This is a genomic window from Pseudovibrio denitrificans JCM 12308 (assembly GCF_001310815.1).
In the GTDB taxonomy this organism is placed as follows: Bacteria; Pseudomonadota; Alphaproteobacteria; order Rhizobiales; family Stappiaceae; genus Pseudovibrio; species Pseudovibrio denitrificans.
Window position 1 is genome coordinate 20,543 of sequence record NZ_BAZK01000011.1, and the last position, 22,809, is coordinate 43,351.

Sequence of the window (22,809 nt, forward strand, 5' to 3'; positions counted from 1 at the left end):
ATGGACCAGAGCTCAAAACCGATTGCTGAAGGCTGATCCGTGGAGAAGACGGCAAGGACCGCTGCTGGTGGCATGGTGGAGACCCGTTCTATCAGGCCTATCACGACAACGAGTGGGGCCATCCGGTTACCAACGATATCCGTCTGTTTGAGAAGATCTGCCTTGAAGGTTTCCAGTCCGGTCTGTCCTGGATCACCATCCTTCGCAAACGTGAAAACTTCCGCGCTGCCTTTGCTGGCTTTGATTTTGAGAAGGTCGCGAAGTTCACGCAAAATGATATCGAACGGCTTGTGAAAGATGAGGGGATCATCCGCCATCGCGGTAAGATCACCTCCACCATCAACAACGCCAATCGTGCTTTGGAAATGCGTGAGGAGTTTGGCTCCCTTGCAGCTTACTTCTGGAAGTGGGAACCAACCCCGGACCAACGACCGGACGTCTGCGATTACGCCAACCTGCGCCAACTGGGCAAAACGGAGATCTCAACAGCCATCTCCAAAGACCTTAAAAAACGCGGCTGGTCCTTCGTCGGCCCAACCACCGTCTACGCCTTCATGCAAGCCATGGGAATGGTCAACGACCACCTGGAAGGCTGCTGCTGCAGAGACGTAGTGGAAGCCAAGCGAGAGGCCTTGGAACGTCCTGTAAAGGCGTAAAGAGCATTATAAGGCTAACGAGCAAGGGAGGGGATCTCTCCCCTTTGACACCTTAATCAGGCATCTTCCTCAGGGCGCTCATAAGTCCCCTGAGGCGGAAGAATAGCCATCACGAGCGTCTCACGATGCTCAAACCCGCAGCGCCGGTAAATCCGTCCCGCTGGGCCATCACTGAAAGCCTGCAGCACCGGCACAGTTGCTGGATACTCCGCTTTCGCCCAATCCACACCAGTAGTCACCAAAGCCGCACAGATACCACGCTTGCGATGGCTTGGACGTGTCTCAACCTCTTGAAACCGCGAAACAACCGCATCCCGGTAGATGCCCAGATCTGCTACAAGCAGGTTTCCATCGAATGCGCCGAACCAGTTCAGCGATCCTTCCTTGACCTGATGACGACGTGCTTCAAATCGGGTGCGCGTATACGACCCAAAACTATCGCGATCATAGCCTTGCTCAACTGCTGTATCGATCTGAAGAGCGATGACCTGCTCCCAATCCTCCTCAGAAACGATTGGGCGGATCACTATCCCTTCTGGAACTGCAGCACGGTTGAGCGGACCGGTCAGGCTCAGAACATCCATCTGCTCAAGCTCATACCCAAGATCCGTGAAAGCCGAATGCTCCGCTCCGATTGTCATATTCGGCGTATCCCAGCCAAACATGGTATGCGCAGCCCTAGGAAAATCCTTGCGGAACTGAGCGATCTGAACTTCTGGATCCACCTTATCGCCCCGGAAGAAAACCATGTTCCCCGACCAGCAAAAAGGCTCTTCTGGCATGCGCAAAACGATCCTGTCCGGATGAGCCTCAATCTCACTCACACCCCGACCAACAAGAAGATTGCTCTGCACCCCCAATGTCGCCGCCAAATCCCGTTCATCACGCATACCGCTTACCTTCAATCCATTACTCGAAATCAAAACATAGCTATTGAAATCCCGCAGGCTTATCAAGAAAAAGACCACCCATCCGCCAAGTCCCCCAACCGCTGTTACCCACCAGCCACTCTTCATGAAAAGGTATGCCACTCCGGCTCGACCACAAAAAAGCCCCAGCGTAATACACCGGGGCTTCGCAAAGAGGCTGCTGCCAATCACTTAGATGAAGTCGAAGTCATCCGCATGAAGATCTGCAACAGAAACGTTCTTCAATGTGATGGACGTGCTGTCATCGACGTAGATAACGGTATCAGAACCAACATCACTCGCGGCAGCAAGAACCTCTGCAACACTCTCAAACGTCTCAGAGAACTGCAGCACATCATCAGTACCTTCACCAGCTACAAAATCAGTGATGATGTCATTGCCGAAGTCTGACCGGAAATAGAACGTATCACTATCCACTCCACCTTCCATGGTGTCATCCCCGTCACCTCCAAGGAGAGTATCGTCGCCAGCGCCACCAAACATGGTATCGTTGCCACCATACCCATAGATCTTATTAGCATTCGCATCACCCGTCAGATGATCGCTATGCTTATCAGTGCCCATGATGTTTTCGATGGAAACATAAACATCCCCAGCAGCATCGCCGGTATTGTTGCTCTGATCCGTCAGATCCACAGTAACCGCAGAACTCGCCCAACGATAACGCACTGTATCGTTGCCGGTACCACCATCGAGATAGTCTGAACCTGAGCCGTAAGCGTTGAGCCAATCGTCTCCAGCGCCGCCTTCTAGATGGTCATTACCACCAAAGCCATAGAGTCCGTTGTTTCCGTCGTCTCCAACGATAACGTCGTCAAAATGAGATCCGAAAACCTGACTGATGTTTGTCAGATGATCACCCTCTGCATGACCGCCAGTGTTCACATTGGTTGCTAGGTTTACTGACACACCTTCTTCCGACAGAGTGTATCTGATCGCATTTCGACCAGCGCCACCATCGATCGTGTCTGCACCAGCACTACCATAGATTTCTTCGTTCGCATCTGTACCGGTGAAGGTGTCGTCACCAGAAGTACCGTAGTATCTGAGGACACCGCCTTCTTCGATTGGAAACTGCGAAAGAGTGGTTCCATCAGAGAACTCAAACTTTTCGATTTGAGGGCTATCTGCACTCCAGTTTTTGATTGTTATGACGTTAGCAATCTCGTCAAGTGGCTGGTTTGGATTAGCTGGATCAATAAGATAGATCTTCAGGTCATTACCATCAATCACGCCTTTAAGGTCTGACAGTGTAATGCCATCTTCAAAGCGGATAGTATCTGTTCCAGATGTCTCAGTGATAACGTCCTTGCCAAAGTTCTGCTCAAACACGTAGGTGTCATTGTCTTCTCCACCGAGAAGGTGATCATCTCCTTTACCACCATAAAGAGTGTCGTTACCTTTATCGCCGTAGATAGTGTCATTGCCGCTTATTTTTTGCTCTTTTGCATCATCGCCATAGATGATGTCGTCACCATCTTCCCCGTGAAGTATCACTACCATCTTTTCCTTCAATATAATCGTCATTGTTTGTTGCAAAGATTTCATCTGATCCCGAAGAGCCATGTAGTCCAGCAATATTGGTGAGTTTCACATTTCGCACATCTAAAACGTGAGGATCGTTCTCGGAACCACCAGTTGGATTATTTGATAATACTGGAAGAGACGTCCCGACCTGCACGAAAGTGTCAACATGTGTCAGTGTGCTTTTTATCTCTTCAATGCCTGACATCGTGATGATCTCAACATTGGCATATGAGGAATATGGGTGGAGATCATATATCTCGATTGTGTCGTACCCGGTGCCGCCAATGTAGTGATCACCATTTGTTACGGTACCAACACGAAATGTATCATCACCCCCAAAGCCATTCATGATGTCATTAAAGAGTGTGCCTTCGAAAACATCGTTCCCTGCTGTTCCGTTGTACAGGCCGCCATATCCGTAGTCATAACCTTCATTGTTTTTATCGGTATCAATATACGCCATAATAAAATCCCACTATATATTATCTTTGTGAAGTTGTTTAGGTGTATGCAACTTCATGTAAATAGTGTTTCGTGTAGCTTGCGCGTAGCTTTTATGTATAAATTAATGTATTTTTTATTTTTTTTATTAGTTTATTTACTTCATGTATGAGGGTGAATGTTATTATGTTGCTATAATGGGCGGGGGTTTTAAAAAAAACTTCTTTTCGAAATTTGCCACTTCCTGCAGTAAAGCTCCGGCATAGAAATGCCGGAGCTTAAAGCACTTGATTACATAATTACTCAGGAAGCGAACGCAAAATCGTCCGCGTGCAGATCAGTGATTGAGACATTCTGGAGAGTTATAGAGTTGTCATTGTCGAGTTGAATAACAATATCGTCCTCAACTTCTCTCGCTGCTGCAATGACATCAGCATAGCTGTCGAAAGTGCCTTCGCTGAAGTGGATGGTGTCAATAGAACCTGCTCCCGCAGTGAAATCTGTAATGACATCTTTGCCGAAGTTTGTACTGAAGTAGAACGCATCGTTGCCTTCGCCTCCAGTGAGCGTGTCATTACCAGCTTGACCATAAAGTTGATCATCGCCCTTATCAGTGATGATGGTGTCATTGCCTGCACCAGCAAAGACAATGTGATCATGGTGGGACTTAGTAGAATAAAAGTCGTCAGCATAAAATAATGTGATTGTAGTGGCAGTTTCAGTAGTTGGAGCATCACCAGTAAGTTTCTGGTCGATGTCATCTCCGGTCCAGATCGTACCATCTGCGAAGTGGAGCTCCCCAAAGTCGAACTGCGAAGTTTGACGGTTGAAAGCTTCTTTGATGATGATTGTACCACCATCAGCAAATGTCAGCAGGAGATCCTCCTCCTGCTCTGCCACGTAAGCAACAACAACAGAGCTCGGTGAAACATCTTCGCCAAACACAATCTTGTTTGGCTGAACTATAGGAGAAGTTGCTTCCAGTGTGTCATTACCATCCCCCAGATTATAAAGGAATGTCGCATCTTTACTGCGATAAATAATGAAGTCGTCGCCTGTCCCGCCTTCAATTATGGATGAACCGCCATTCGCGATTATGTTGTCGTTCCCAGCACCTCCAAGAAGTTTATTGCTATCACTTGAAAAGCTAACGATGTTATCGTCACCATCTCCGCCATCAAGGATATTTTTGCCTCTAGATGCTTCTAGTATATCATCGCCATCTCCGCCTTCGAGATGATCATCACCTTCGCCAGCATTCAGTCTGTCGTTGCCAGCACCGCCAATTAGTTGATCATTTCCATCATCACCGAAGATGATATCATCACCTCCGAGCCCATCGATGGTGTCATCAGCAGTAGTACCTCGAAGATGGTCTGCCTCATCACTCAAGCCTCCAAGAAGCCTTTCATTGATGCTTTCCCAGTTCCAAATTGTGCCATCGGCAAATTCGATTTCATCGAGGTGTAGTCGTAGTACATCAGGGTCAATAACAGATAGCAGGTTCACTGTTCCACCATCTTTAAATGTGAGTAAGATGCTTTTTGAAGTACCTTTAAAGCGTGTCACTGAAACTTCGTCTGGCAAGATACCTTCGCCAAGGACAAGCTTATGACTTTCATCCTGCAACTGGCCTGAGTACGCAAAATCAACTGTGTCATTGCCATCTCCAAGCTTGTAGTGGAGTGTGACTTTTGCATTTGAGATGAAAATTGTATCATCTCCTGTTCCAGCATCCACAACGGTAGAGCCACTCCAGGCAAGAATTTTATCGTCGCCACTTCCTCCTTTGATCTGGTCTACTCCATCAGTGGCGCTGTAAATTGTATCGTTGCCATCTCCTCCATCGAGGATGTTGTTGCCTGTCCAGCCGTTCAGCTTATCGTTGCCAGCCCCGCCTTCCAGGTGATCATCACCTTCTCCACCGAAGAGATCATCATTTCCTGCACCGCCAATGAGATGGTCGTCCCCGGAATAACCGTCGATTGTGTCGTCACCACCCCGGCCATCAATAGTGTCATCACCCAGGGTGCCAGCGAGTTTTTCACCTTCGTCACCAGCGTTTTCAAAGCGCATCTTGTTGAAGGTCTCCCAGTTCCAGACAGTGCCATCTGCAAAGTGGAGCTCGCCAAATGTAAAGTGATTGGGCCCATAATGGAAAACATCAAAGAGACGTAACGTTCCGCCGTCTTTGAAAGTCAATAGAAGGCTGGTTGAAGTACTACCACTACGCGTAACAGTAACCTCATCAGGCGAGATACCTGCTCCAAAAACAATTTTATTATTGTATGAGCTATCGTCAGAGTGCCTGATGTCAACGGTATCATTACCATCACCTAGATCGTAATGAATGGTAACGGTTGCACTTGATATATCTATATCGTCATCACCTGTCCCACCATCAATGATCGCTGTTCCACTCCACGAATAAATGGAATCGTCTCCGCTCCCACCAATAATTGTATCCTCGCCGTCCGTACTGCTAAAGAAAGTGTCGTTGCCATCGCCACCATCGAGAATATTGTTGCCAATAGAGCCTTTTAGCGTGTCATTGCCAGTACCACCTTCCAGGTGATCATTTCCTTCGGCACCATCAAGCGTGTCATTTCCGGCACCGCCAATAAGGTGGTCATTTCCTGAATAACCAATGATATCATCGTCACCACCCCGGCCATCAATCACGTCATCGCCCAAGGTGCCTGCCAGCTTCTCGCCTTCGTCACTCGTATTCTCAAAGCGCATCTTATTGAAGCTTTCCCAGTTCCAGATAGTGCCATCTGAAAAATGGAGTTCTCCAAAGGCAAAGCCATTCGGTCCGTAGAAGAAAGCTTCCTTGATGAGCAATGTACCGCCATCTTTGAATGTCAGCAGGAGATCAAGATTGTCGCGTTCATTACCGTACTTGTCTGTGCCTTCTCCTTGACGCGTAACTGTAACGTCGGCTGGGGAGATACCTGGGCCAAAGACAACTTTGTCATTGTAGGAAGCATCTACATCGTGGTTGGCATGGATAGTGTCGTTGCCATCGCCAAGGTCATAGCGGAAAGTGGTGGTGCCTTCACCGTAGTGGAACTCATCGTCTCCGGCGCCGCCATCGAGATAATCGTCACCATTACCGGCTTTCAGGACGTCGTTTCCATTGCCGCCAAGGATAATGTCGTGGCCATCACCGCCATCGAGAGTATCGTTGCCACCGTAGCCCCAGATCTTGTTGTCACCAGCATCGCCGGTGATGTGGTCACCATAGCTATTGCTGCCCATAACGTTTTCGATGGAAACATAGACATCACCAGCAGCGTCTCCGGCATTGTTTGACTGGTCAGTCAGGTCGACAGTGACAGCAGACCGGGACCAGCGATAGCGTACTGTGTCGTTTCCGGAACCACCATCAAGGTAGTCTGCGCCCGAGCCATAGGCATTCAGCTGGTCATCACCGCCTCCGCCTTCCAAATGGTCATTACCGTTTTGTGCAAACAGGTTGTTATTGCCATCATCGCCAATCAGAACGTCGTCATGATAGGAGCCAATGATGGACTCTACGTTTGAGATCTGATCGCCTTCAGCGTAACCACCAGAACCTTGGCCTGTTGCCAGATTAACGGTCACCCCCGCGTCTGACAGGAGGTAGTTGATAATATCGGTACCGCCCTTACCATCAATCGTATCAGCGCCCTCACTGCCGTAAATTTCATCTCTGCCAGAGGTGCCGACAAAGGTATCATCGCCATCAGAGCCATAGAGTTTTAGTCGGCCGTCACTCTGAACTGTAAATTTCGACAGGGTGGTCCCATCAGAAAACTCAAACCGCTCGATGCCATGATCGTTTGCGATCCAGTTGTCGAAGTAGAAGACATCGGCAATTTCGCTCAGCGGCTGGTTTGGGTTGGCCGGATCGATAAGATAAAAAACCAGATCGCCACCTTCCAGGCGAATCTTGAAATCACTCAGAGTGAGGTCACCATCAAAACGAATGGTGGTGATGCCAGGGGCTCCCCCAAAGTAGTCCTTGCCTACACCACGCTTGAAACCGTAGCTGTTGTCGCCTTCGAGAGGCATTTTATCTGCAGCCATCTGTTTTCCTCGAGTTTCATAAATATTTAAATATATGCATTGCGCACATCGAAGATATGCACCCCAAGGTTGTGTCTAGGTGACTCAGAGATACTGCGAAATTTACATAAATTGGATGGATAAGTATTTTGAAACTACTGTAACTAAGCAGGAGAAACATAAACGCGCAGATTTCTCGTAAGTAACGCAAATCAACGCAATAAAAAACGCACCCCCGGTCAGAGGTGCGTTTTCAAAGATTTCTCAGTGATTTAAGGCTTAGCCTGCGACTTTTTGTGCCAAAGGCTCAAAAAGCGGGTTTGCCGTGTGGAAGACATACTCCAGCGGCGTCACCGTCACCATTTGTGCCCCTTCCTCGCGCAACTTATCCGCACATTCGGGAACTCTGGAAGCAGGGCAGTGCAGGATTAAAGAAGAGCCTTCGATCCCAAACGGAGCTACACAGCCAAGCCCCGCCACTTTCTCCAAAACACCTGCAGGATTGGCGACAACGGTCCGCATCTCTTTGAAATTGTGAGCGTTATCCTGCGCGGTGATACGGTCCAGCATCAAGCGAGCTGCCTGAAGCGCTTTCTCGTCCCAGTTCGCTGTTCTGGACGCCACAAGATGCGCCTGAGACTTGGCAATCACGCCATCCTCTGGGATCTTCAGATTGTTGGCTTTTAGCGTAGAACCGGTTGAGGTGATGTCGACAACCAGCTCAGCAGACCCTGCCGCAGGCGCTCCCTCAGTCGCACCCGCACTCTCGACAATGCGGTAATCCGCAATGCCTTTTTCGGCAAAGAACTGCCGCGTATGGTTCACATACTTGGTTGCAATGCGCAGACGGCGACCATGCCGCGCCCGAAAATCTGAAGCAACATCAGCAAGATCGGACATGGTGGACACGTCAATCCAGGCCGTTGGAACAGCGATCACAACATCCGCATGCCCAAAACCAAGAGCGGTGATGATGTGGGTCTTTTCCTCTGGGCGGTCGATGTTCTCGTTGACCAGATCCGTTCCGGTGATGCCAAAGTGAACGGTACCAGCTGCAATCTCACGGGCGATCTCGGAAGCTGAAAGGAAAGCGATCTCAACGCCGTCCACGCCCTTCAGTGTGCCGCGATAGTTACGATCACCACCTGGACGTTTCACCTTCAAACCAGCACGCGCAAAAAACGCATGTGTCATTTCCTGAAGACGGCCCTTGGAAGGAATAGCAAGAATAAGATTAGAGCTCATCAGTTTGCTCCCTCACCAGCGCGGTCCAGCCAGATTGTAAAGCCAACAGCAGGAACAGTGCTTGGCGCGCCAAGACGTTCAACCAGCTTGTTGTATCGACCACCACCGATCACCTGTCCCAGATGTTCACTGGATTCATGATGAATTTCAAAGACAAAGTCGGTGTAGTAGTCAAGACGGCGCCCGAAATCACCGGAGTATTCCAGTGCTGAGATATCGATGCCACGCTCTGCCATAAGGTCAGTTCGCTTAGCAAGACGCTCAATGGAAGCATCCAGATCAAGGCCGGTTTCCTTGGCGAACCCGTGCAAGGTTTCAACGGCTTTGGCTGGCGGAGGACCAGACACGTTGAGATACTCGGTCAGACGAGCAATCACGTCTTTGTCGATCCCGGAACCCGCAGAAAGCGCAGCCTGTTCCATGAAGCGCTCAGCAATCTCATGAGCTGTACGCCCGCCAACAGCAGAAATGCCCGCAAGCGACAGCACATCTTCAACCACGGCCACAGCAGCTTCCGGATCACGTCCTTCAAGGGCTGCAAGAAAGCCCAGCTTGGCGTCTGGCTTGGCTTCAGAGCCACCCATGCGGTTGATAACCTGATCGAGACGATCACGCTCACCAAACACATCGCGCAAACGACGCTGCCAGACCTTTGGAATCTCAAGGGCTTGCAGAACAGAGGTAAACAAGCCTTCATCACCACGCGAATGCGGGGGGAGGACAAACCAAGGCTGGAAGATGCCTCAAGAGCAAGCGCCAGCATATCAGCGTCTGCTTGCTCCTGATCTGTACGGCCAATGGATTCAACACCGGCCTGCATGGTTTCACCCAGTTGCCCAGGTCGATGTCGGAAAACTTGTCCAACATAGGAGAATGCCGCAGTACGACCCGCTTCACCTGTTTCCAGATAATGTCGGGCAATCGGAATGGTAAAATCAGGACGCAAGCAAAGCTCTTGTCCATCTTCTCCTGTGGTCAGGAAAAGGCGCCGCCTAAGATCTTCACCAGCCAGATCCAAAAAGATATCGGCTGGCTGCAAGATTGGCGGGGTAGCCTCTTCATAACCGGCATCCCGAAAAAGCTGGCTCAAAGCCATGCTGCGGTTATCCCCCAATGTCATATTAGTTCTCGCTTTGGTTTTTGCGATCTTCTTCCTGAGCAGCCAGAAGCTTTTTCACTTCTGCAACAAGCTCATCCCGTTTCACAGCAAACTGTGCAGGACGGCTCTCGCGCCAGGTTTTGTTATCTTCAATCTCAGCAGAAAGACGTTTGCCTTCAATGAGATCTTTGATCTGTACTTCGCCTTCTTCACGCTCCTGAGAGCCCTGAATAATGGCACAAGGTGAGTTGCGCTTATCAGCGTACTGCAGCTGCTTGCCAAACTGTTTTGGATTGCCCTGGTACATCTCAGCACGGATGCCCGCTGTGCGCAGATCCTGAACCATTGCCTGATAATGCGCAATAGAATCAATGTCCTTGTCCATCACACACACAACCACAGGACCAGCAATCTCTTCCTGACCAAGCTTGCCAAGAGTAGTCAGCGCAGCCATCAGGCGAGAAACACCAACGGAGAAGCCAGTAGAAGGCACTGGCTGGCTCATAAAGCGGGAAACAAGACCATCATAACGGCCACCACCGCCCACAGAACCAAAGCGCACAGGACGACCTTTCTCGTCCTTCACTTCAAAAGTGAGTTCGGCTTCGTAAACCGGGCCAGTGTAGTACTCAAGACCACGCACGACAGAAGGATCGATCAGCACACGACCATCTGTGTAGCCAGCTGCGTCAAACAGCTTGCCCATGGTCGCCAGCTCTTCAACACCTTCAGCGCCGGTTTTGCTGTCTGCGATCAAACCGCGAAGGTTCTCGATGGTCTGGTCGGTAGTTTCTCCACCAGCTTCCACAAAGGCCAGCACTTTTTCCGCTTCAGCGTCTCCAAGGCCAGCACCCTTTGTAAAGTCGCCGGAATCATCCTTGCGGCCTGCACCAAGCAGGGCTTTCACACCGTCAACACCAAGGCGGTCAAGCTTGTCGACAGCACGCAGAACAGTCAGGCGGGTTTCTGCATGTTCGTCACCGGCAAGGCCGATCACTTCCATCACACCGTCCAGAACCTTGCGGTTGTTCACGCGGATCACGTAGTCACCACGAGAGATGCCAAGACGTTCCATGGTGTCAGAAGCCATCATACAGATTTCAGCATCTGCAGAAACAGAAGGCGCACCAATGGTATCCGCATCAAACTGCATGAACTGACGGAAGCGACCTGGTCCAGGTTTCTCATTGCGGAACACGTATCCGGCACGGTAGCTGCGGTAAGGCTTTGGCAGGCTTTCGAAATTTTCCGCCACATGACGGGCGAGGGGCGCGGTCAGGTCATACCGCAAGCTCATCCATTGCTCGTCATCATCTTGTAGCGAAAACACGCCAGCGTTCGGACGATCCTGATCCGGCAAGAACTTGCCAAGAGCATCAGTGTACTCGAACATTGGAGTTTCCACGGGCTCAAAGCCATAAAGCTCATAGGTCTGTTTGATAACAGAGATCATCTGCTCCATTGCCAGCAGTTCTGCTGGACCGCGATCTACAAATCCGCGCGGCAAACGAGCTTTGAGCTTGGCACTTTTCTTTTTTGCCATGAGGCCGTCTCATCCATGAAATAATTAGGTGGTTGCAAAAGCTACCCGTAGAAGTTCTTCAGAACACTCTAAGGTAAGTATGCTGTTGTCAGTCTCCTAGCCCATTGAGCAGGGGAGGGCAAGGCGCGAAGGGGACGCAATCCGGCGCAAATTTCCCAATCAATACTTGCAATAGCGTCAAGAGCGGCTAAGGTCGCCCGAAAAAATGGAAGGGCCATTCTCTCAAGCATGAGAAGGAAGGTCTGCACACTGGAGAAATCATGGTGTCAAACACCAATAGTGAACAAACTGAAGTCAGCAAATCCGATGCCCGCGTCACCGGACCGGCAGAGCTAACCGTTGTACTGCCAACCTATAACGAGAGCAAAAACGTCCCGATCGTAGTTGAGCTGCTGGATAAAGCGCTCGCTGGCGTTGCTTGGGAAGTTATTGTTGTTGATGACAATTCTCCAGATGGCACCTCTCAAGTTACCGCAGACATTGCGCAAAAAGACCCACGTGTGCGCATCATCCAGCGTATTGGTCGTCGTGGTCTGTCCGGTGCATGTATCGAAGGCATGCTGGCCTCCAGCTCCAAGTATGTAGCTGTGATGGATGCTGACCTTCAGCACGACGAGAGCCTGCTGCCAAAAATGTTGGAAGCGCTCCGTTCTCAAAACTTCGATATCTGTGTGGCCTCCCGTCATGTGGAAGGTGGGGATGTCGGAACCGGTCTATCCTCCGTCCGTGCGTGGGGCTCCAACCTCGCCAACAATCTGGCACGCAAGTTCCTGAAAGTGGAACTGTCAGACCCAATGAGTGGCTTCTTCATGCTGCGCCGGGATAGGTTTGTCGAACTGGCACCGCGTCTGTCGTCTCAGGGCTTCAAGATTATGCTGGATATCGTTGCCAGCGGAAAAGGCGCCTTGCGGGTGAAGGAACTCCCCTTCGTCTTCCGCGAACGCCAGCACGGCGAGAGCAAGCTCGATACGCTGGTAACAATGGATTACCTCGGTCTGCTGGTCTCCAAACTCTTTAATGACACGATCTCCGTTCGCTTCCTCATGTACTCTATGGTTGGCGGAACCGGTGTCGTCGTTCACCTCATCGCACTGAAGATCCTGCTGGCTCTCTTCGGTCTGCCATTCGGTGTTGCGCAGCTGATAGCGACCTTTGTGGCGATGAGCTCGAACTTCTTCCTCAACAACCGTCTGACTTATCGCGACCGCCGATTGAAGGGGCTTGCGTGGGTCAAAGGTCTGTTCACATTCTATGTGATTTGTAGCTTTGGTATTTTGGCAAACGTTGGTGTGGCAGAACTCATCTACACGAACAAGCCAATCTGGTGGTTTGCTGGTGCCGCAGGTGCCATCATGGGTGCGGTCTGGAACTACATTGTTTCCAACGCGCTCACATGGCGCAAAGGCTAAACACATTTGCGAGAAGCAAGGTTTGCTCTTTGCTTCTCCATATGCTGACGACCAAAACAGACGCTCTCAGAGGAATGCACATAGATGCAGGATAACACCGCAGGAAAGCCCCTGAGCTTTTGGTTGCGCCCAACCAACCTCATTCTGATTGTCGCCGTCCTGTCTCTGGCACGGTTGGTGACCGGCATGAATGTGGATCTGGTTGAGGACGAGGCCTATTACCGCTTGTGGGGGCTGTACCCGGCTCTGGGGTACTACGATCACCCGCCAATGGTGGCTTATTGGATCTGGCTCGGTCAGGCGCTGTTTGGCGATACGGCTCTGGGCGTGCGGTTCATCAGCATCTTATCCGCAGCCATCGGTTCTCTTGTCCTCTGGCGCACAGCAAGATCCTGTACGATGTGCATGTCGCTGGCTGGACAGTCCTCTTCTTCAATGCCAGCCTTTTAATCGGCGTCGGCTCTCTTCTTGCCACTCCAGATGCACCCTCAGTCTTCTTCTGGGGCCTCGCTCTTTGGGGCATGGCGGAACTGTCAGTCTCAAAGAATGCTAACTGGTGGATCCTAGTCGGTATCTTCGCTGGCCTGGGTCTCCTCTCCAAGTATTCCGTGCTGTTTCTGGGTGCAGGCATCATCCTCTGGCTGATCTGGGTGCCTGAAAACCGCAGATATCTGCTGTCGTGGCAGCTTTGGCTTGGTGGTGCACTAGCCATCGCAATCTTCTCTCCGGTGCTCTATTGGAACTCCCAGCACGAGTGGATTTCCTTCGTAAAGCAGTTTGGCCGCTCAGTCCCTGAAGCTACTCCATCAAATACATCGGTGAGTTTATTGGTGCCGTTGCTGGCTTGCTCAATCCGTTGGTCTTCATCATCGCAATGGTTGGAGCGTGGCGCGTTATCCGCTTGATGTTGAAGCAGGACAATGCTGCCAGTCTGTTGGTGCTGACAGTTCTGCCGTTTCTGATCTATCTGTTCTTCCATTCGCTTCATTCTCGCGTGCAAGGCAACTGGCCTGCACCGATGTATCCGACACTGGCTCTGTTTGCAGGCATCGCAGCAGCTTATCCGCCTGCGAATGTTGGTCGCTGGTTCAAGGCTCTGGCACCTACCGCAGTGGGGCTTGGCGTTGTCCTGGCTGGCTTGGTCTACGTGCATGCATTCGCACCGCTGAACACATCCCTTGGCCGAAAAGACCCAACCCACCAGATGCGTGGGTGGCAGCAGGTTGGAGATGAAGTTGCACGGCTGGCAAAGGCCAATGACATCGATTGGGTTGCAACCACCAGCTATGGTTTGACTGGTCAAATGTCCAACGCGCTCAAGACTTCAGGTCTTAAGGTCTACGGAATTCCCGAGCGAATGCGCTATGCAATGATTCCCGATAATCTCCAAAATCCTGAAAACAGCGACATGCTCTATGTCACCGAGGAAAGAAGAGATCGCTCTCAAAAGCTGAAAAGCAACTTCAATCAGGTTGAGCTGCTGGAGACCATCCCCCGAGAGAATAAGGGATTATTCGGAAAAACAGCTATTGAAAATGTACGGATCTATCGGCTGTCAGGAGCCAAAGAGCCCCTGAAATCCAACTGAGAGGGCTGAGATTCCGTTGCGTTAAAATTGCAGGCTTTGTTAAATGTACTCCTGAACCTTTTGGATTGGGAGATCCGCGCGATGAAGCGCATCCTCTTGACGAGTCTGGAATTTGGGCAAAGCTACGGAGTTGATCGAGCGATCTGCGATTTGATTATCGCGGGCCGCCTCTCTGCCGTCGGTTGCGTTGTTACCGGAGAGATGTGGTCAAGAGAGTTCTATCAGCTCCGCGATGTTGTCGCCTGGGCCGAGCATGAAACCATGGTCGGCCTCACAGTGACCCTCACAAAGCCGGCAGCGCCGCTGACTGACTTTGGCCGCACTGTGTTTGGAGATGTCTTCCCGGCAAACTGGTGGTACGCATTCCGCAGTCCGATGAAGATGCTGCCTGAAGAGGCAATAGCAGCGGAGATTGCGGCACAGGTAGACTTGTTTGAGGAAGTCTATGCCCGCCCTCCGGCCTTTGTCGCCATTCAGGGCAATTTGGCAAAACATCCTGCCGTGCATTCTGCGCTGATCACAGTACTCAGCATGATGACAGGCCGCGAGCCAGCGCTTGTGTTGCCTGCTGGCGTTTCCCGAACCGGCAATGCCATTGTGAAGCGTGCAACCAAAGCAGGGTTGGAGACAATTTTTTCTGGGCCAGATCTACCGATGGCTGATGAGGATACGGATCTGCGGGATTTCTTCTGGCATGGAATCAATGAAGCCCAGGATTCCGCGATGATCTTGTGTCGCCCGTCTTATCCGGAAGAACAGGCGCAACCCGTCAAAAAGAAAAACATGCGTCAGAGCTCGTCTCGTGAAAACCAGCTCAAGTTCCTGATTAGTGAGGAATTTCCGTTTCTTTTGATGGAAAAAGATATCTTCTTGTTCTAAGAACGATCTCTCCCTGCGGTTGAAGAGATCGTTCCTTTTGAATTTGCCATAAACGTTGGGGTATTTATGAACACCCCTAATTTGCCTAAAACTAAAGAATATCTCTGTGACTTCGGTCACAAAATGGCCGCATGATAGACCTAATTAAAATCATCAATTATATTGATGCAGCTTAAACTAAAAAACTGAATCAACGGCGCGTCAGGACCTTGTGGCAAGATGACAAAGTTCAAAGAACTCCTTCAAAACAGCTTTTCACTATCGGGTTTGGCAGAGGAGCATGCACAAGGTCTCTCTTAAATTGCCCAGCCTATGTCATTGAAATCTGGCGCAGTTCTCTTCAAGGCTGGCGATCCGGGCAATGGGTGTTACGCAATCATCGAAGGCAGCATGAAGGTCTCCGTTGTTTCGCTGGATGGCAGTGAGCAGCTGCTGGCCGTTTTGGGGCAGGGGTCTCTGGTTGGTGAAATTGCCTTGCTTGATGGCAGTGAACGTTCAGCCACAGTGACCGCTCTGAAGCCGAGTCAGCTTGCATTTATCTCCAAAGCTGCATTTTATCGTTATGCGGATGAGAACCCCGCTGTGTATCGCCACATGCTGCAAATTGTGGCGACTCGCTTGCGCCGGTCCAACGATGCTCTTGCTGCTCGTTCCTTCCTTCCGCTCAATGGTCGCGTTGCTCAGACCCTGCTGCAACTCTCTGAAACCTTTGGCAAAAAAGTCGATAGCAATAAGATCCTCGTGCACTACAAGATCTCTCAGGCAGAGATCGCCAATATGGCTGGCGGTGCCCGTGAGAACGTGAGCCGTGTGCTCAACGTCTGGAAACGCGAGGGCGTAATCAGCCGCCTCTCTGGATATTACTGCCTCGAAAAGCCAGAGGTGCTACGAGCTGCCGCAGAGCTTTAAACTCGGTATTTGAGTAAAAGTGACCCAAAGTAACAACAAGGGCATGAGCCTTGTCCCTGCAAGGTTCCTGAAACACCGAGATGACTTATCAGCACTTTGACATTCGCCCACTAGACGAATGCACTCCAGTTCACCCTGACCTGACACACGATCAGGTCCGTGCGCTGGTCGCCAATCATTCAGAAAAACTTCGTCAGAATGATACACTGGCAAACGTCTACCAGAGCAACATGAAATGCGACTGGGAAGACTATGAAGCGCAGGCCGTTCGTTTCTGGTGCTCCGCTCTCATGAAAGACCAGAGTTATTCCGGTCGTCCGATTGGCAAGTATCGCGGTTCTGCAAAGCAGGTATGCGGTGATGATATTGCCAGCTGGTTGAATTTATTCGAAAATGCCGTCGAAGAATGTGTTGCTGAAACCGCTCGGGCCAATACCATGAAATGTGCGACCCAGGTTGTTGATTGCTTCCATATGGCGATGATCCCTTCTTGAGTAGTTGAGCTTCGCCATGCATAGCATTTCCTCTGATGGATCGACGGAGCTTTAAAACTATGAATGATACAAGAGACGCTGTCGAAGAAGAGCAGCCAGTAGGTGAACTGACCACACGCACAATGGCGATGCCGGCAGACACCAATGCATCTGGCGATATCTTCGGCGGTTGGGTTGTCTCTCAAATGGATATTGCGGCTGGTATTGCAGCAAGCCAGTGCGCCATGGAGCGCGTTGTGACTGTTGCGATCGACAGTATGACGTTTATTCGCCCTGTAAAAGTTGGCGATGTGATGTGTGTTTACTCCCGTGTCCTCCGTGTTGGCAGAACCTCAATTACGCTGGCAATCGAAGCCTGGGCATTGCGCCATCGTTTTGGGTACCGCGAAAAGGTGACAAATGCTCAGTTCACCTTTGTTGCCGTGGATGATAACGGTAAGCCAATCGAGATCTCTGAAGAGCAGCGTGCAAAGTACAACAACGCTTAATCAGCTAACTGGTCAGGAAGAGGAAGCAAGCAGTGTCATCCAAAATTCCCGTTATGTCAGCGCGTGAACGGACACCGCTTGATCCTTCCATCACACCAGCGCAAATCAACCAGTTGGTTGAAAGCTTTTATGGCAGAGTACGTCAGCATGAGACGCTGGGGCCGATCTTCCTAAAAGAAATGGGCGAGGACTGGGGGCCGCATCTGCACAAGATGAAGCATTTCTGGGCCTCCGTTTTGCTGAAGACCGGATCATACAAAGGCAAACCGGTTCCGGCTCACGCAAAAATCACAGGCGTGACCACCGAGAACTTTCATGAATGGATGGATCTGTTCGAAGAAGAAGTTCATGCGATCTTCTCTCCCGAAGCCGCACCTCTTCTGCTGGCGACTGCACAGCGCATAGCTCAGAGCCTCTGGCTGGCAATGTTTGCAGATCCGTTTGCAACGCCTCCCGCCAAGTTTGGCACGCGCGCAGCTTGAATATCATTATCTGATTATGGATCAGCTTGCTTAGCTCGGGAATTTCTTTTTCGAGCGAAGCGCATTTTGCCTGAAGTATTCGCGCAGCGCTTCCAGCTCGTCAGGACGGCGGCGCACGGTATCAGCGAATAAACGCTCATCAACGACCGTATGGCATCCTTCAGCCCACAAACGCAGCAGAACCGCAAAACGATCAGAACGCTCATCTGTGGTGAGGGGAGTGTTAGCCTGACGTGTTGAGTTGGAAAGCAGACGGCTGCGCAGCCCTTTTTCCAGGATCAAACAGTCAAGCAGATAGGCAGCGGTAAACTCGTCGGCAAGATGAGCGACGGCTTCCCTCAAGGATTGAGGCACATATTCAGATACATACGATTGCCATGCAGACTGAGGCTGACTAGCAAGATCAAACATTAAATCCTCCATCGGTTTCCCGAGGAGGACTGGCGCAAAATCCATTGAAACTACCGCTTGGTTGTTACGAATGATGAAGACGACGTCCTCAGTTCGAAACCACATCCCTTTCGGCGGAGACCACCTTGCCCGGTTAGGCAGGTTGGCGAGGGCGCCAGCCCTTCTCTTGATGATGCGTAGGATTTGGCACGAAAATGAGGCAAATGCAAGTGGGCACCTTTCCTTTGTTCTTTGTCCACACTTTCAAACTTACGTTATGTCGTATTCTAGCACCACAAAACGCAACTTCCGCTAAGTGAATATCTTCAATTTTTGTGGTTCTATAAACCGATTTCCCGTCATATCTGAGTATTCTCCTCAGACTTTGAATGAGCGCATAGTGACAGCTCACTCAGCAGAACATTCCGAATAATGCGATAACTTTTCTCAGTCAAATTTCTAGGCCGTTATGGAGGAAAACCCATGTGCACCACTAAACCTGTTCTCTATGGAGTCCTGTCAGGGTGCGCTTATGCTTTGCTGCTAACCACTTCATTAGCAGCAACAAAAACCGAAACCGTTGATGGTGTCGCCACCGAGTATGTCGAGCAGGACACCGACGATCAGAAAACTCTGGCCCGCAACACCGGTGTGGTGGTGATGCCTCCAGGTTTCCGCATAGAGCCTTACGCCGTTGTGCCGGATGCGCGCCATATGGCGGTCGCGCCGGATGGTAAAACTGTTTTTGTTGGCACAGCCACAGATCGAGTCTGGGTGGTGACGCAGGATGAAGACACCAAAAAAGCTGCTGAAGTCCGTCAGTTTGCTCCAAATCAGTCCTTTGTCATCCCCAATGGTGTCTGCTTCACCAAAGATGGCTCACTGATCCTCGCTGAGCAAAACCGCGTTCTGAGCTTTCCCGATGCATTGGAGAACAAAGAGCAGGGCAAACCTGCGGTGAAGGTGCTGGTTGGTCAGGGAATGCTCATTCCTCCTTCTGAAGAAAGCTACAATCACTCCGCCCGTGTATGTGATCAGGGACCGGACGATCGTATCTACATCACTCTCGGACAGCCCTACAACGTACCGCCCAAGATGAAGCTGAAGCTCTATGACAGTCTCGGCATCGGCGGCATCATCTCCATCACCACCGATGGAATGGATCGCCAGGTCTACGCCACTGGCATCAGAAACTCCGTAGGCCTGGAGTTCCATCCAGACAGCGGAAACCTCTGGTTCACCGACAATCAGGTCGATGGCATGGGGGATGACATTCCACCTGAAGAGCTGAACAAAGCCACAGAGCCCGGCAAGAACTACGGCTTCCCATGGTATGGCGGTGGAACCGTTAGAACCCCGCACTACATTGATGAACCCGTACCAAGCGGTGTAGTCGATCCGGAGGTCGAGCTGGATGCGCATGCAGCCAGCCTTGGCATGACGTTCTATCAGGGGGATATGTTCCCTGATGAGTACAAAGGCGGCGTCTTCATCGCGCAGCACGGCTCATGGGATCGTTCTGTGCCCATTGGCGCCCGAGTGGTCTTCGTTCCAATCAACGCTAAGGAAGAAGCTGGAGAACCCAGCATCGTCGCAACTGGTTGGATTGACGCCAGTGGTGACTATCTGGGGCGCCCCGTTGATGTGGTTGAACTGGGCGACGGCTCCCTGCTGATCTCAGATGACTCGGCGGGTGGCATCTACCGCATGTATTACGAAGGTAACTAGGCCTAAACAAATAAGACCAGAGGAACCCCTCTGGTCTTCTCATCTTCTATCGTAAGCTCTTAGTGCTCACCGGGGATACCTTTGTAGGCATTCGGTCCCCAAACCTCTTTCACGCGCTGGTCACGACCACAGCGATAGCGGTAGTACTTGTAGCGGATCGGGTTCTTCTCATAGTAATTCTGATGGTAATCCTCTGCGTCGTAGAACGTGGACGCGGTGCGGATAGGCGTTACAATCGGACGGTTTGTTTCACCGGACTTCTCAAGTGCCTTCTTGGAAGCTTTCGCTTTCTTCAGCTGGGCAGGGGAAGTTGCAAAGATGGTTGTCTGATAGCTTTCACCGCGATCGCAGAACTGGCCACCAGCGTCTGTTGGATCAACAGAATGCCAAAAAGCAGTCAGCAGCTCTTCGTAAGACACCTTCGCCGGATCAAACTTCACTTCCAGCGCTTCAATATGGCCAGTGCCACCAGCTGAAACCTGCTTGTAGGTTGGGTTCTCAGTACGGCCACCGGTGTATCCGGAGGTGGTTTCAAGAACGCCGTCGATCTTGTCGAAATCAGACTCGATGCACCAGAAGCAACCGCCTGCAAAAATGGCAGTCTCGGTTTTCGCAGCGTGGGCAGGCTGGCTCACAGCATAAAGCAAAGGAAGAACGGCAAGGGCTTTCGCAGCTTTGCGTGCAATCATCTCAGATCCTTAAATCAGGTCATGCATTGGAATTGCCAAAACCCTAGCAGCCACCAAAGCACAACGGAAATGAAGTCACATCAACAAAACGTCAGGTCTTGAGAGCACTACAGCTCGCAGGACATGTTCCATCCCGTCACGTTAAAACCCGCCTTGTAGTAAGTGCGGATGGCGCCGTGGTTGTCTGGGGCGACCCGAAGTCCGATCCGGGAAAGACCCTGTTCCTCAAACATCGTCTTCAGCACCTGCAGGGCCTTGGAGGCATAGCCTTTACCGCGATGTTCCGAGTACACCAGAAAATCCATGATGAACGCGGAGCCGTCATCGTGAAGCGTGTACCAAAGAAAGCCAACCTCAACCTCACGCCCTTTGGTCTTGTTGAGGATGCTCAGCAGCTTGTTGCGCTCATTGCTTTTACCAGCAGGAAAGGCTTGCTCCAGGCTCTCCTTGGCTTTCTTTAGGGCAGCCTGCTCATCCATTTTGCGATTGGCCATCAGGTCCTGCGCATATTCAGAGATGGAAATAATCTGAAACTCATCAAAGCGGTCAGCGGGGAAGTCCTGAAGAACAATCATGGTAAGTCCTGGTTGGTAAAAAGGGGAGCGCTTCAAAATATCCTGCGCTGATCATGCATCACTGAGCTTAATCGAAGGCAAAGACACCGCAAAGCGCAATACTGTGATTTCTAACAGGCTCTGATCAGCAGCAGTCATCTGCCTGTTGGCTTCCCAAACTTGCCGTGAAGTGGCGAAGTGTTATTGGGGCCTTTCGAAAACCAATTCAATTCAGAGCTGCAAATCCTCTGGTTGGTTAGAGACCGTCACCTATACTCTGCGTTACTTTTGAAAAGGATTGCGCATGATTATCCTTCTGGCGTGTATCGCGGTGCTCTGTGGGTTGCTCTATGGCTACAACGAGGGCGTCATTGCCGGCGCGTATCAGCCAATCAAAGCGGAGTTCGCGTTCTCTGCATATTGGGGAGGCCTGTTGGTCGCGTCCCTGTCCATTGGCGGACTCATCGGCGCTTACCTGAGCTCCTACCTCAGTGACAGGTTCGGCAGGCGATCAACGGTTATGATCGCAGCCCTGTTCTTCATCACTGGCGCAGGCTTATCCGGTGTCGCGCAAAACCTTTTCATCCTCACATTCGCTCGTTCTCTCATCGGCATGGGGATCGGCCTGTCCTCCATGGCTGGCCCGCAATATGTCTCAGAGATTGCACCGCGCAAAATCCGGGGCCGAATGCTTGGTGCGTTTCAGTTCATGATCTCTTTTGGCGTATTGATCGGTTACCTCACCAATCTGGTAACGCTGGATCTCGGCTACACCGCTGAAATCATCAACCGCTGGCAGTTCATGTTCCTCCTCTCCGCAATTCCGGCCGCACTGCTGCTCTTCGGCATTTGGAGCGCGCCTGAAAGCCCGAGATGGCTCGTCATGGCAAACCGCTCCGCAGAGGCGGAGGCAGTCTTCGAAAAGATCGAGCCAAACCGAACCGTTGAATGGGTCAAAGGCAACGTCAAGCGCATCGAAGAGGATCTTGCAGAAGTCGCAGACCAAAAGGGCGGCTGGCTGGATCTCATAAATCCGCGCAATCGTCCCATCACCAGCTTCTGTGTCTTCACCTTCTTGTTCCAGCAGCTCAGTGGCATCAACGCCGTTATCCTCTACGCGCCGGAACTGTTCGGCGATCTTGGCTTTTCAGCTGAGGCAAGCCGTCTGTCTGCCACCGTAGGGCTCGGTTCTGCCTTGGCTCTGGCCGCTGCAGCCAGCCTGCTCTTGATCGACCGTGTCGGTCGCCGCCCACTCATGGTCTACGGCTTACCCGCCTGCGCCTTCTCCCAGTTCCTGATCGTTGGCGGCTTCATCATGGGCGATGGCATCGGCACAGCTCTCTCCGTCACAGGCCTATGCCTCTATGTAATCTCGTACTCCCTCTCCATGGGCCCATTACCCTGGGTCTACATGTCAGAAGTCTTCCCGAATTATCTGAGGGCTAAGGGAATGGTCGTTGCGGTGACGGTGAACTGGGTCTTCACCTTCCTGGTGGTGTTTGTCTTCCCCAAGTTCAACCAGCTCTTCTCCATCACAGAGATCTTCCTTTTCTTCGGCATCTGCTGCTGTATCGGTACAGTGTATGCCGTACGCCGCGCTCCAGAGACCAAAGGCGTCTCATTGGAGGATATCTACGATCTCTTCCATAAACGCGGAGGAGCGTCTGCTGAGGGCTCTGTGGCAGGAGAATAAAACAACAAGCACCAAA

The 22,809-nt window shown here is 51.2% G+C and carries 20 protein-coding genes, 2 pseudogenes and 1 riboswitch; of the genes and pseudogenes, 11 read left to right on the plus strand and 11 right to left on the minus strand.

All coding sequences use genetic code 11. The features are described 5' to 3' along the window. Nucleotides 1–32 precede the first annotated feature (32 nt). On the plus strand, nucleotides 33–656 hold the full coding sequence (locus JCM12308_RS15740; protein ID WP_128647425.1) for a DNA-3-methyladenine glycosylase I: 624 nt from the start codon (nucleotides 33–35) through the stop codon (nucleotides 654–656). Nucleotides 657–712: 56 nt separating this feature from the next. Here JCM12308_RS15740 and JCM12308_RS15745 read toward each other — a convergent pair whose 3' ends face one another. The 8 genes and pseudogenes from JCM12308_RS15745 to hisS form a co-directional block, all read right to left on the minus strand. Beyond that, the gene (locus tag JCM12308_RS15745; protein WP_054784400.1) at nucleotides 713–1,546 is read right to left on the minus strand and encodes a GNAT family N-acetyltransferase; all 834 of its coding nucleotides are present in this window, start codon (nucleotides 1,544–1,546) and stop codon (nucleotides 713–715) included. A gap of 210 nt (nucleotides 1,547–1,756) precedes the next feature. Next, nucleotides 1,757–3,088, minus strand: coding sequence for a calcium-binding protein (locus JCM12308_RS15750; protein WP_054784401.1), 1,332 nt, complete (start codon nucleotides 3,086–3,088; stop codon nucleotides 1,757–1,759). Further along, nucleotides 3,057–3,575 (minus strand): hypothetical protein, encoded by a 519-nt coding sequence (locus JCM12308_RS15755; RefSeq protein WP_054784402.1) that lies wholly within the window; start codon nucleotides 3,573–3,575, stop codon nucleotides 3,057–3,059. The genes JCM12308_RS15750 and JCM12308_RS15755 overlap by 32 nt, the downstream gene beginning before the upstream one ends. Nucleotides 3,576–3,856: 281 nt before the next feature. Beyond that, nucleotides 3,857–7,624, minus strand: coding sequence for a calcium-binding protein (locus tag JCM12308_RS15760; RefSeq protein WP_054784403.1), 3,768 nt, complete (start codon nucleotides 7,622–7,624; stop codon nucleotides 3,857–3,859). A 258-nt stretch (nucleotides 7,625–7,882) separates the two neighbouring features. Further along, nucleotides 7,883–8,848 carry an ATP phosphoribosyltransferase gene (gene hisG, locus JCM12308_RS15765; RefSeq protein ID WP_054784404.1) on the minus strand — a complete coding sequence of 322 codons (966 nt, stop codon included), beginning with the start codon at nucleotides 8,846–8,848 and terminating at the stop codon, nucleotides 7,883–7,885. After that, nucleotides 8,848–9,537, minus strand: a complete 690-nt coding sequence (locus tag JCM12308_RS30115) for an ATP phosphoribosyltransferase regulatory subunit (RefSeq protein WP_244271921.1) — start codon at nucleotides 9,535–9,537, stop codon at nucleotides 8,848–8,850. Before JCM12308_RS30115 ends, hisG begins: the two co-directional genes overlap by 1 nt. 68 nt (nucleotides 9,538–9,605) lie before the next feature. Then, nucleotides 9,606–9,968: pseudogene (locus JCM12308_RS31595) on the minus strand (ATP phosphoribosyltransferase regulatory subunit); the annotation flags it as partial. A 1-nt stretch (nucleotide 9,969) separates the two neighbouring features. Next, complete coding sequence (gene hisS / locus JCM12308_RS15775) at nucleotides 9,970–11,490, minus strand: histidine--tRNA ligase (protein ID WP_054784405.1); 1,521 nt, start codon at nucleotides 11,488–11,490, stop codon at nucleotides 9,970–9,972. A 260-nt stretch (nucleotides 11,491–11,750) separates the two neighbouring features. Here hisS and JCM12308_RS15780 point away from each other — a divergent pair, with 260 nt between their 5' ends. From JCM12308_RS15780 to JCM12308_RS15810, 8 genes and pseudogenes are all read left to right on the plus strand, one after another. Then, on the plus strand, nucleotides 11,751–12,899 hold the full coding sequence (locus tag JCM12308_RS15780) for a glycosyltransferase (protein ID WP_054784406.1): 1,149 nt from the start codon (nucleotides 11,751–11,753) through the stop codon (nucleotides 12,897–12,899). Nucleotides 12,900–13,169: 270 nt separating this feature from the next. Further along, nucleotides 13,170–13,804, plus strand: a pseudogene (locus JCM12308_RS30130) (glycosyltransferase family 39 protein). After that, nucleotides 13,744–14,487 carry a glycosyltransferase family protein gene (locus JCM12308_RS30135; protein ID WP_208978637.1) on the plus strand — a complete coding sequence of 248 codons (744 nt, stop codon included), beginning with the start codon at nucleotides 13,744–13,746 and terminating at the stop codon, nucleotides 14,485–14,487. The pseudogene JCM12308_RS30130 and the gene JCM12308_RS30135 overlap by 61 nt, the downstream one beginning before the upstream one ends. 81 nt (nucleotides 14,488–14,568) lie before the next feature. Beyond that, a complete protein-coding gene (locus tag JCM12308_RS15790; RefSeq protein ID WP_208609039.1) occupies nucleotides 14,569–15,366 on the plus strand; it encodes a ChbG/HpnK family deacetylase in 798 nt (265 codons plus the stop codon). Nucleotides 15,367–15,678: 312 nt separating this feature from the next. Next, on the plus strand, nucleotides 15,679–16,275 hold the full coding sequence (locus JCM12308_RS15795) for a Crp/Fnr family transcriptional regulator (protein WP_208609040.1): 597 nt from the start codon (nucleotides 15,679–15,681) through the stop codon (nucleotides 16,273–16,275). An 80-nt stretch (nucleotides 16,276–16,355) separates the two neighbouring features. Continuing rightward, nucleotides 16,356–16,769: a group III truncated hemoglobin gene (locus tag JCM12308_RS15800; RefSeq protein WP_008552085.1), complete on the plus strand. Its 414-nt coding sequence runs from the start codon at nucleotides 16,356–16,358 to the stop codon at nucleotides 16,767–16,769. Nucleotides 16,770–16,828: 59 nt separating this feature from the next. Continuing rightward, entirely contained in the window at nucleotides 16,829–17,257 is a 429-nt protein-coding gene (locus JCM12308_RS15805; protein WP_008552238.1) for an acyl-CoA thioesterase, read from the plus strand. 53 nt (nucleotides 17,258–17,310) lie between these two features. Then, nucleotides 17,311–17,739, plus strand: coding sequence for a group III truncated hemoglobin (locus tag JCM12308_RS15810; protein ID WP_008552226.1), 429 nt, complete (start codon nucleotides 17,311–17,313; stop codon nucleotides 17,737–17,739). 30 nt (nucleotides 17,740–17,769) lie between these two features. Here the strand turns inward: JCM12308_RS15810 and JCM12308_RS15815 are convergent, their stop codons facing one another. Further along, the gene (locus JCM12308_RS15815; protein ID WP_208609041.1) at nucleotides 17,770–18,150 is read right to left on the minus strand and encodes a hypothetical protein; all 381 of its coding nucleotides are present in this window, start codon (nucleotides 18,148–18,150) and stop codon (nucleotides 17,770–17,772) included. Between the two features lie 47 nt (nucleotides 18,151–18,197). Beyond that, nucleotides 18,198–18,328: riboswitch (SAM-I-IV-variant riboswitch) on the minus strand. 284 nt (nucleotides 18,329–18,612) lie between these two features. Here JCM12308_RS15815 and JCM12308_RS15820 point away from each other — a divergent pair. Continuing rightward, complete coding sequence (locus JCM12308_RS15820) at nucleotides 18,613–19,857, plus strand: PQQ-dependent sugar dehydrogenase (RefSeq protein ID WP_054784408.1); 1,245 nt, start codon at nucleotides 18,613–18,615, stop codon at nucleotides 19,855–19,857. A gap of 59 nt (nucleotides 19,858–19,916) precedes the next feature. Here JCM12308_RS15820 and msrA read toward each other — a convergent pair whose 3' ends face one another. Then, nucleotides 19,917–20,546 carry a peptide-methionine (S)-S-oxide reductase MsrA gene (gene msrA / locus JCM12308_RS15825; RefSeq protein ID WP_014284252.1) on the minus strand — a complete coding sequence of 210 codons (630 nt, stop codon included), beginning with the start codon at nucleotides 20,544–20,546 and terminating at the stop codon, nucleotides 19,917–19,919. 107 nt (nucleotides 20,547–20,653) lie between these two features. Further along, entirely contained in the window at nucleotides 20,654–21,121 is a 468-nt protein-coding gene (locus tag JCM12308_RS15830; protein ID WP_008552220.1) for a GNAT family N-acetyltransferase, read from the minus strand. A gap of 283 nt (nucleotides 21,122–21,404) precedes the next feature. On the opposite strand from JCM12308_RS15830, the gene JCM12308_RS15835 reads away from it, so the two are divergent. Then, entirely contained in the window at nucleotides 21,405–22,793 is a 1,389-nt protein-coding gene (locus JCM12308_RS15835) for a sugar porter family MFS transporter (RefSeq protein WP_054784409.1), read from the plus strand. Nucleotides 22,794–22,809: the final 16 nt, after the last annotated feature.

Bases quoted from the DNA above. Each gene is read 5' to 3' on its own strand.
- JCM12308_RS15820 (WP_054784408.1), top strand. From the start codon at position 18,613: ATGTGCACCACTAAACCTGTTCTCTATGGAGTCCTGTCAGGGTGCGCT.
- JCM12308_RS15795 (WP_208609040.1), top strand. From the start codon at position 15,679: ATGTCATTGAAATCTGGCGCAGTTCTCTTCAAGGCTGGCGATCCGGGC.
- JCM12308_RS15790 (WP_208609039.1), top strand. From the start codon at position 14,569: ATGAAGCGCATCCTCTTGACGAGTCTGGAATTTGGGCAAAGCTACGGA.
- msrA (WP_014284252.1), bottom strand. From the start codon at position 20,546: ATGATTGCACGCAAAGCTGCGAAAGCCCTTGCCGTTCTTCCTTTGCTT.
- JCM12308_RS15830 (WP_008552220.1), bottom strand. From the start codon at position 21,121: ATGATTGTTCTTCAGGACTTCCCCGCTGACCGCTTTGATGAGTTTCAG.
- JCM12308_RS15810 (WP_008552226.1), top strand. From the start codon at position 17,311: ATGTCAGCGCGTGAACGGACACCGCTTGATCCTTCCATCACACCAGCG.
- JCM12308_RS15835 (WP_054784409.1), top strand. From the start codon at position 21,405: ATGATTATCCTTCTGGCGTGTATCGCGGTGCTCTGTGGGTTGCTCTAT.
- JCM12308_RS15755 (WP_054784402.1), bottom strand. From the start codon at position 3,575: ATGGCGTATATTGATACCGATAAAAACAATGAAGGTTATGACTACGGA.
- hisG (WP_054784404.1), bottom strand. From the start codon at position 8,848: ATGAGCTCTAATCTTATTCTTGCTATTCCTTCCAAGGGCCGTCTTCAG.
- JCM12308_RS15780 (WP_054784406.1), top strand. From the start codon at position 11,751: ATGGTGTCAAACACCAATAGTGAACAAACTGAAGTCAGCAAATCCGAT.
- JCM12308_RS15760 (WP_054784403.1), bottom strand. From the start codon at position 7,624: ATGGCTGCAGATAAAATGCCTCTCGAAGGCGACAACAGCTACGGTTTC.
- JCM12308_RS15750 (WP_054784401.1), bottom strand. From the start codon at position 3,088: ATGGTAGTGATACTTCACGGGGAAGATGGTGACGACATCATCTATGGC.
- hisS (WP_054784405.1), bottom strand. From the start codon at position 11,490: ATGGCAAAAAAGAAAAGTGCCAAGCTCAAAGCTCGTTTGCCGCGCGGA.
- JCM12308_RS15800 (WP_008552085.1), top strand. From the start codon at position 16,356: ATGACTTATCAGCACTTTGACATTCGCCCACTAGACGAATGCACTCCA.
- JCM12308_RS15745 (WP_054784400.1), bottom strand. From the start codon at position 1,546: ATGCGTGATGAACGGGATTTGGCGGCGACATTGGGGGTGCAGAGCAAT.
- JCM12308_RS15805 (WP_008552238.1), top strand. From the start codon at position 16,829: ATGAATGATACAAGAGACGCTGTCGAAGAAGAGCAGCCAGTAGGTGAA.
- JCM12308_RS15815 (WP_208609041.1), bottom strand. From the start codon at position 18,150: ATGTTTGATCTTGCTAGTCAGCCTCAGTCTGCATGGCAATCGTATGTA.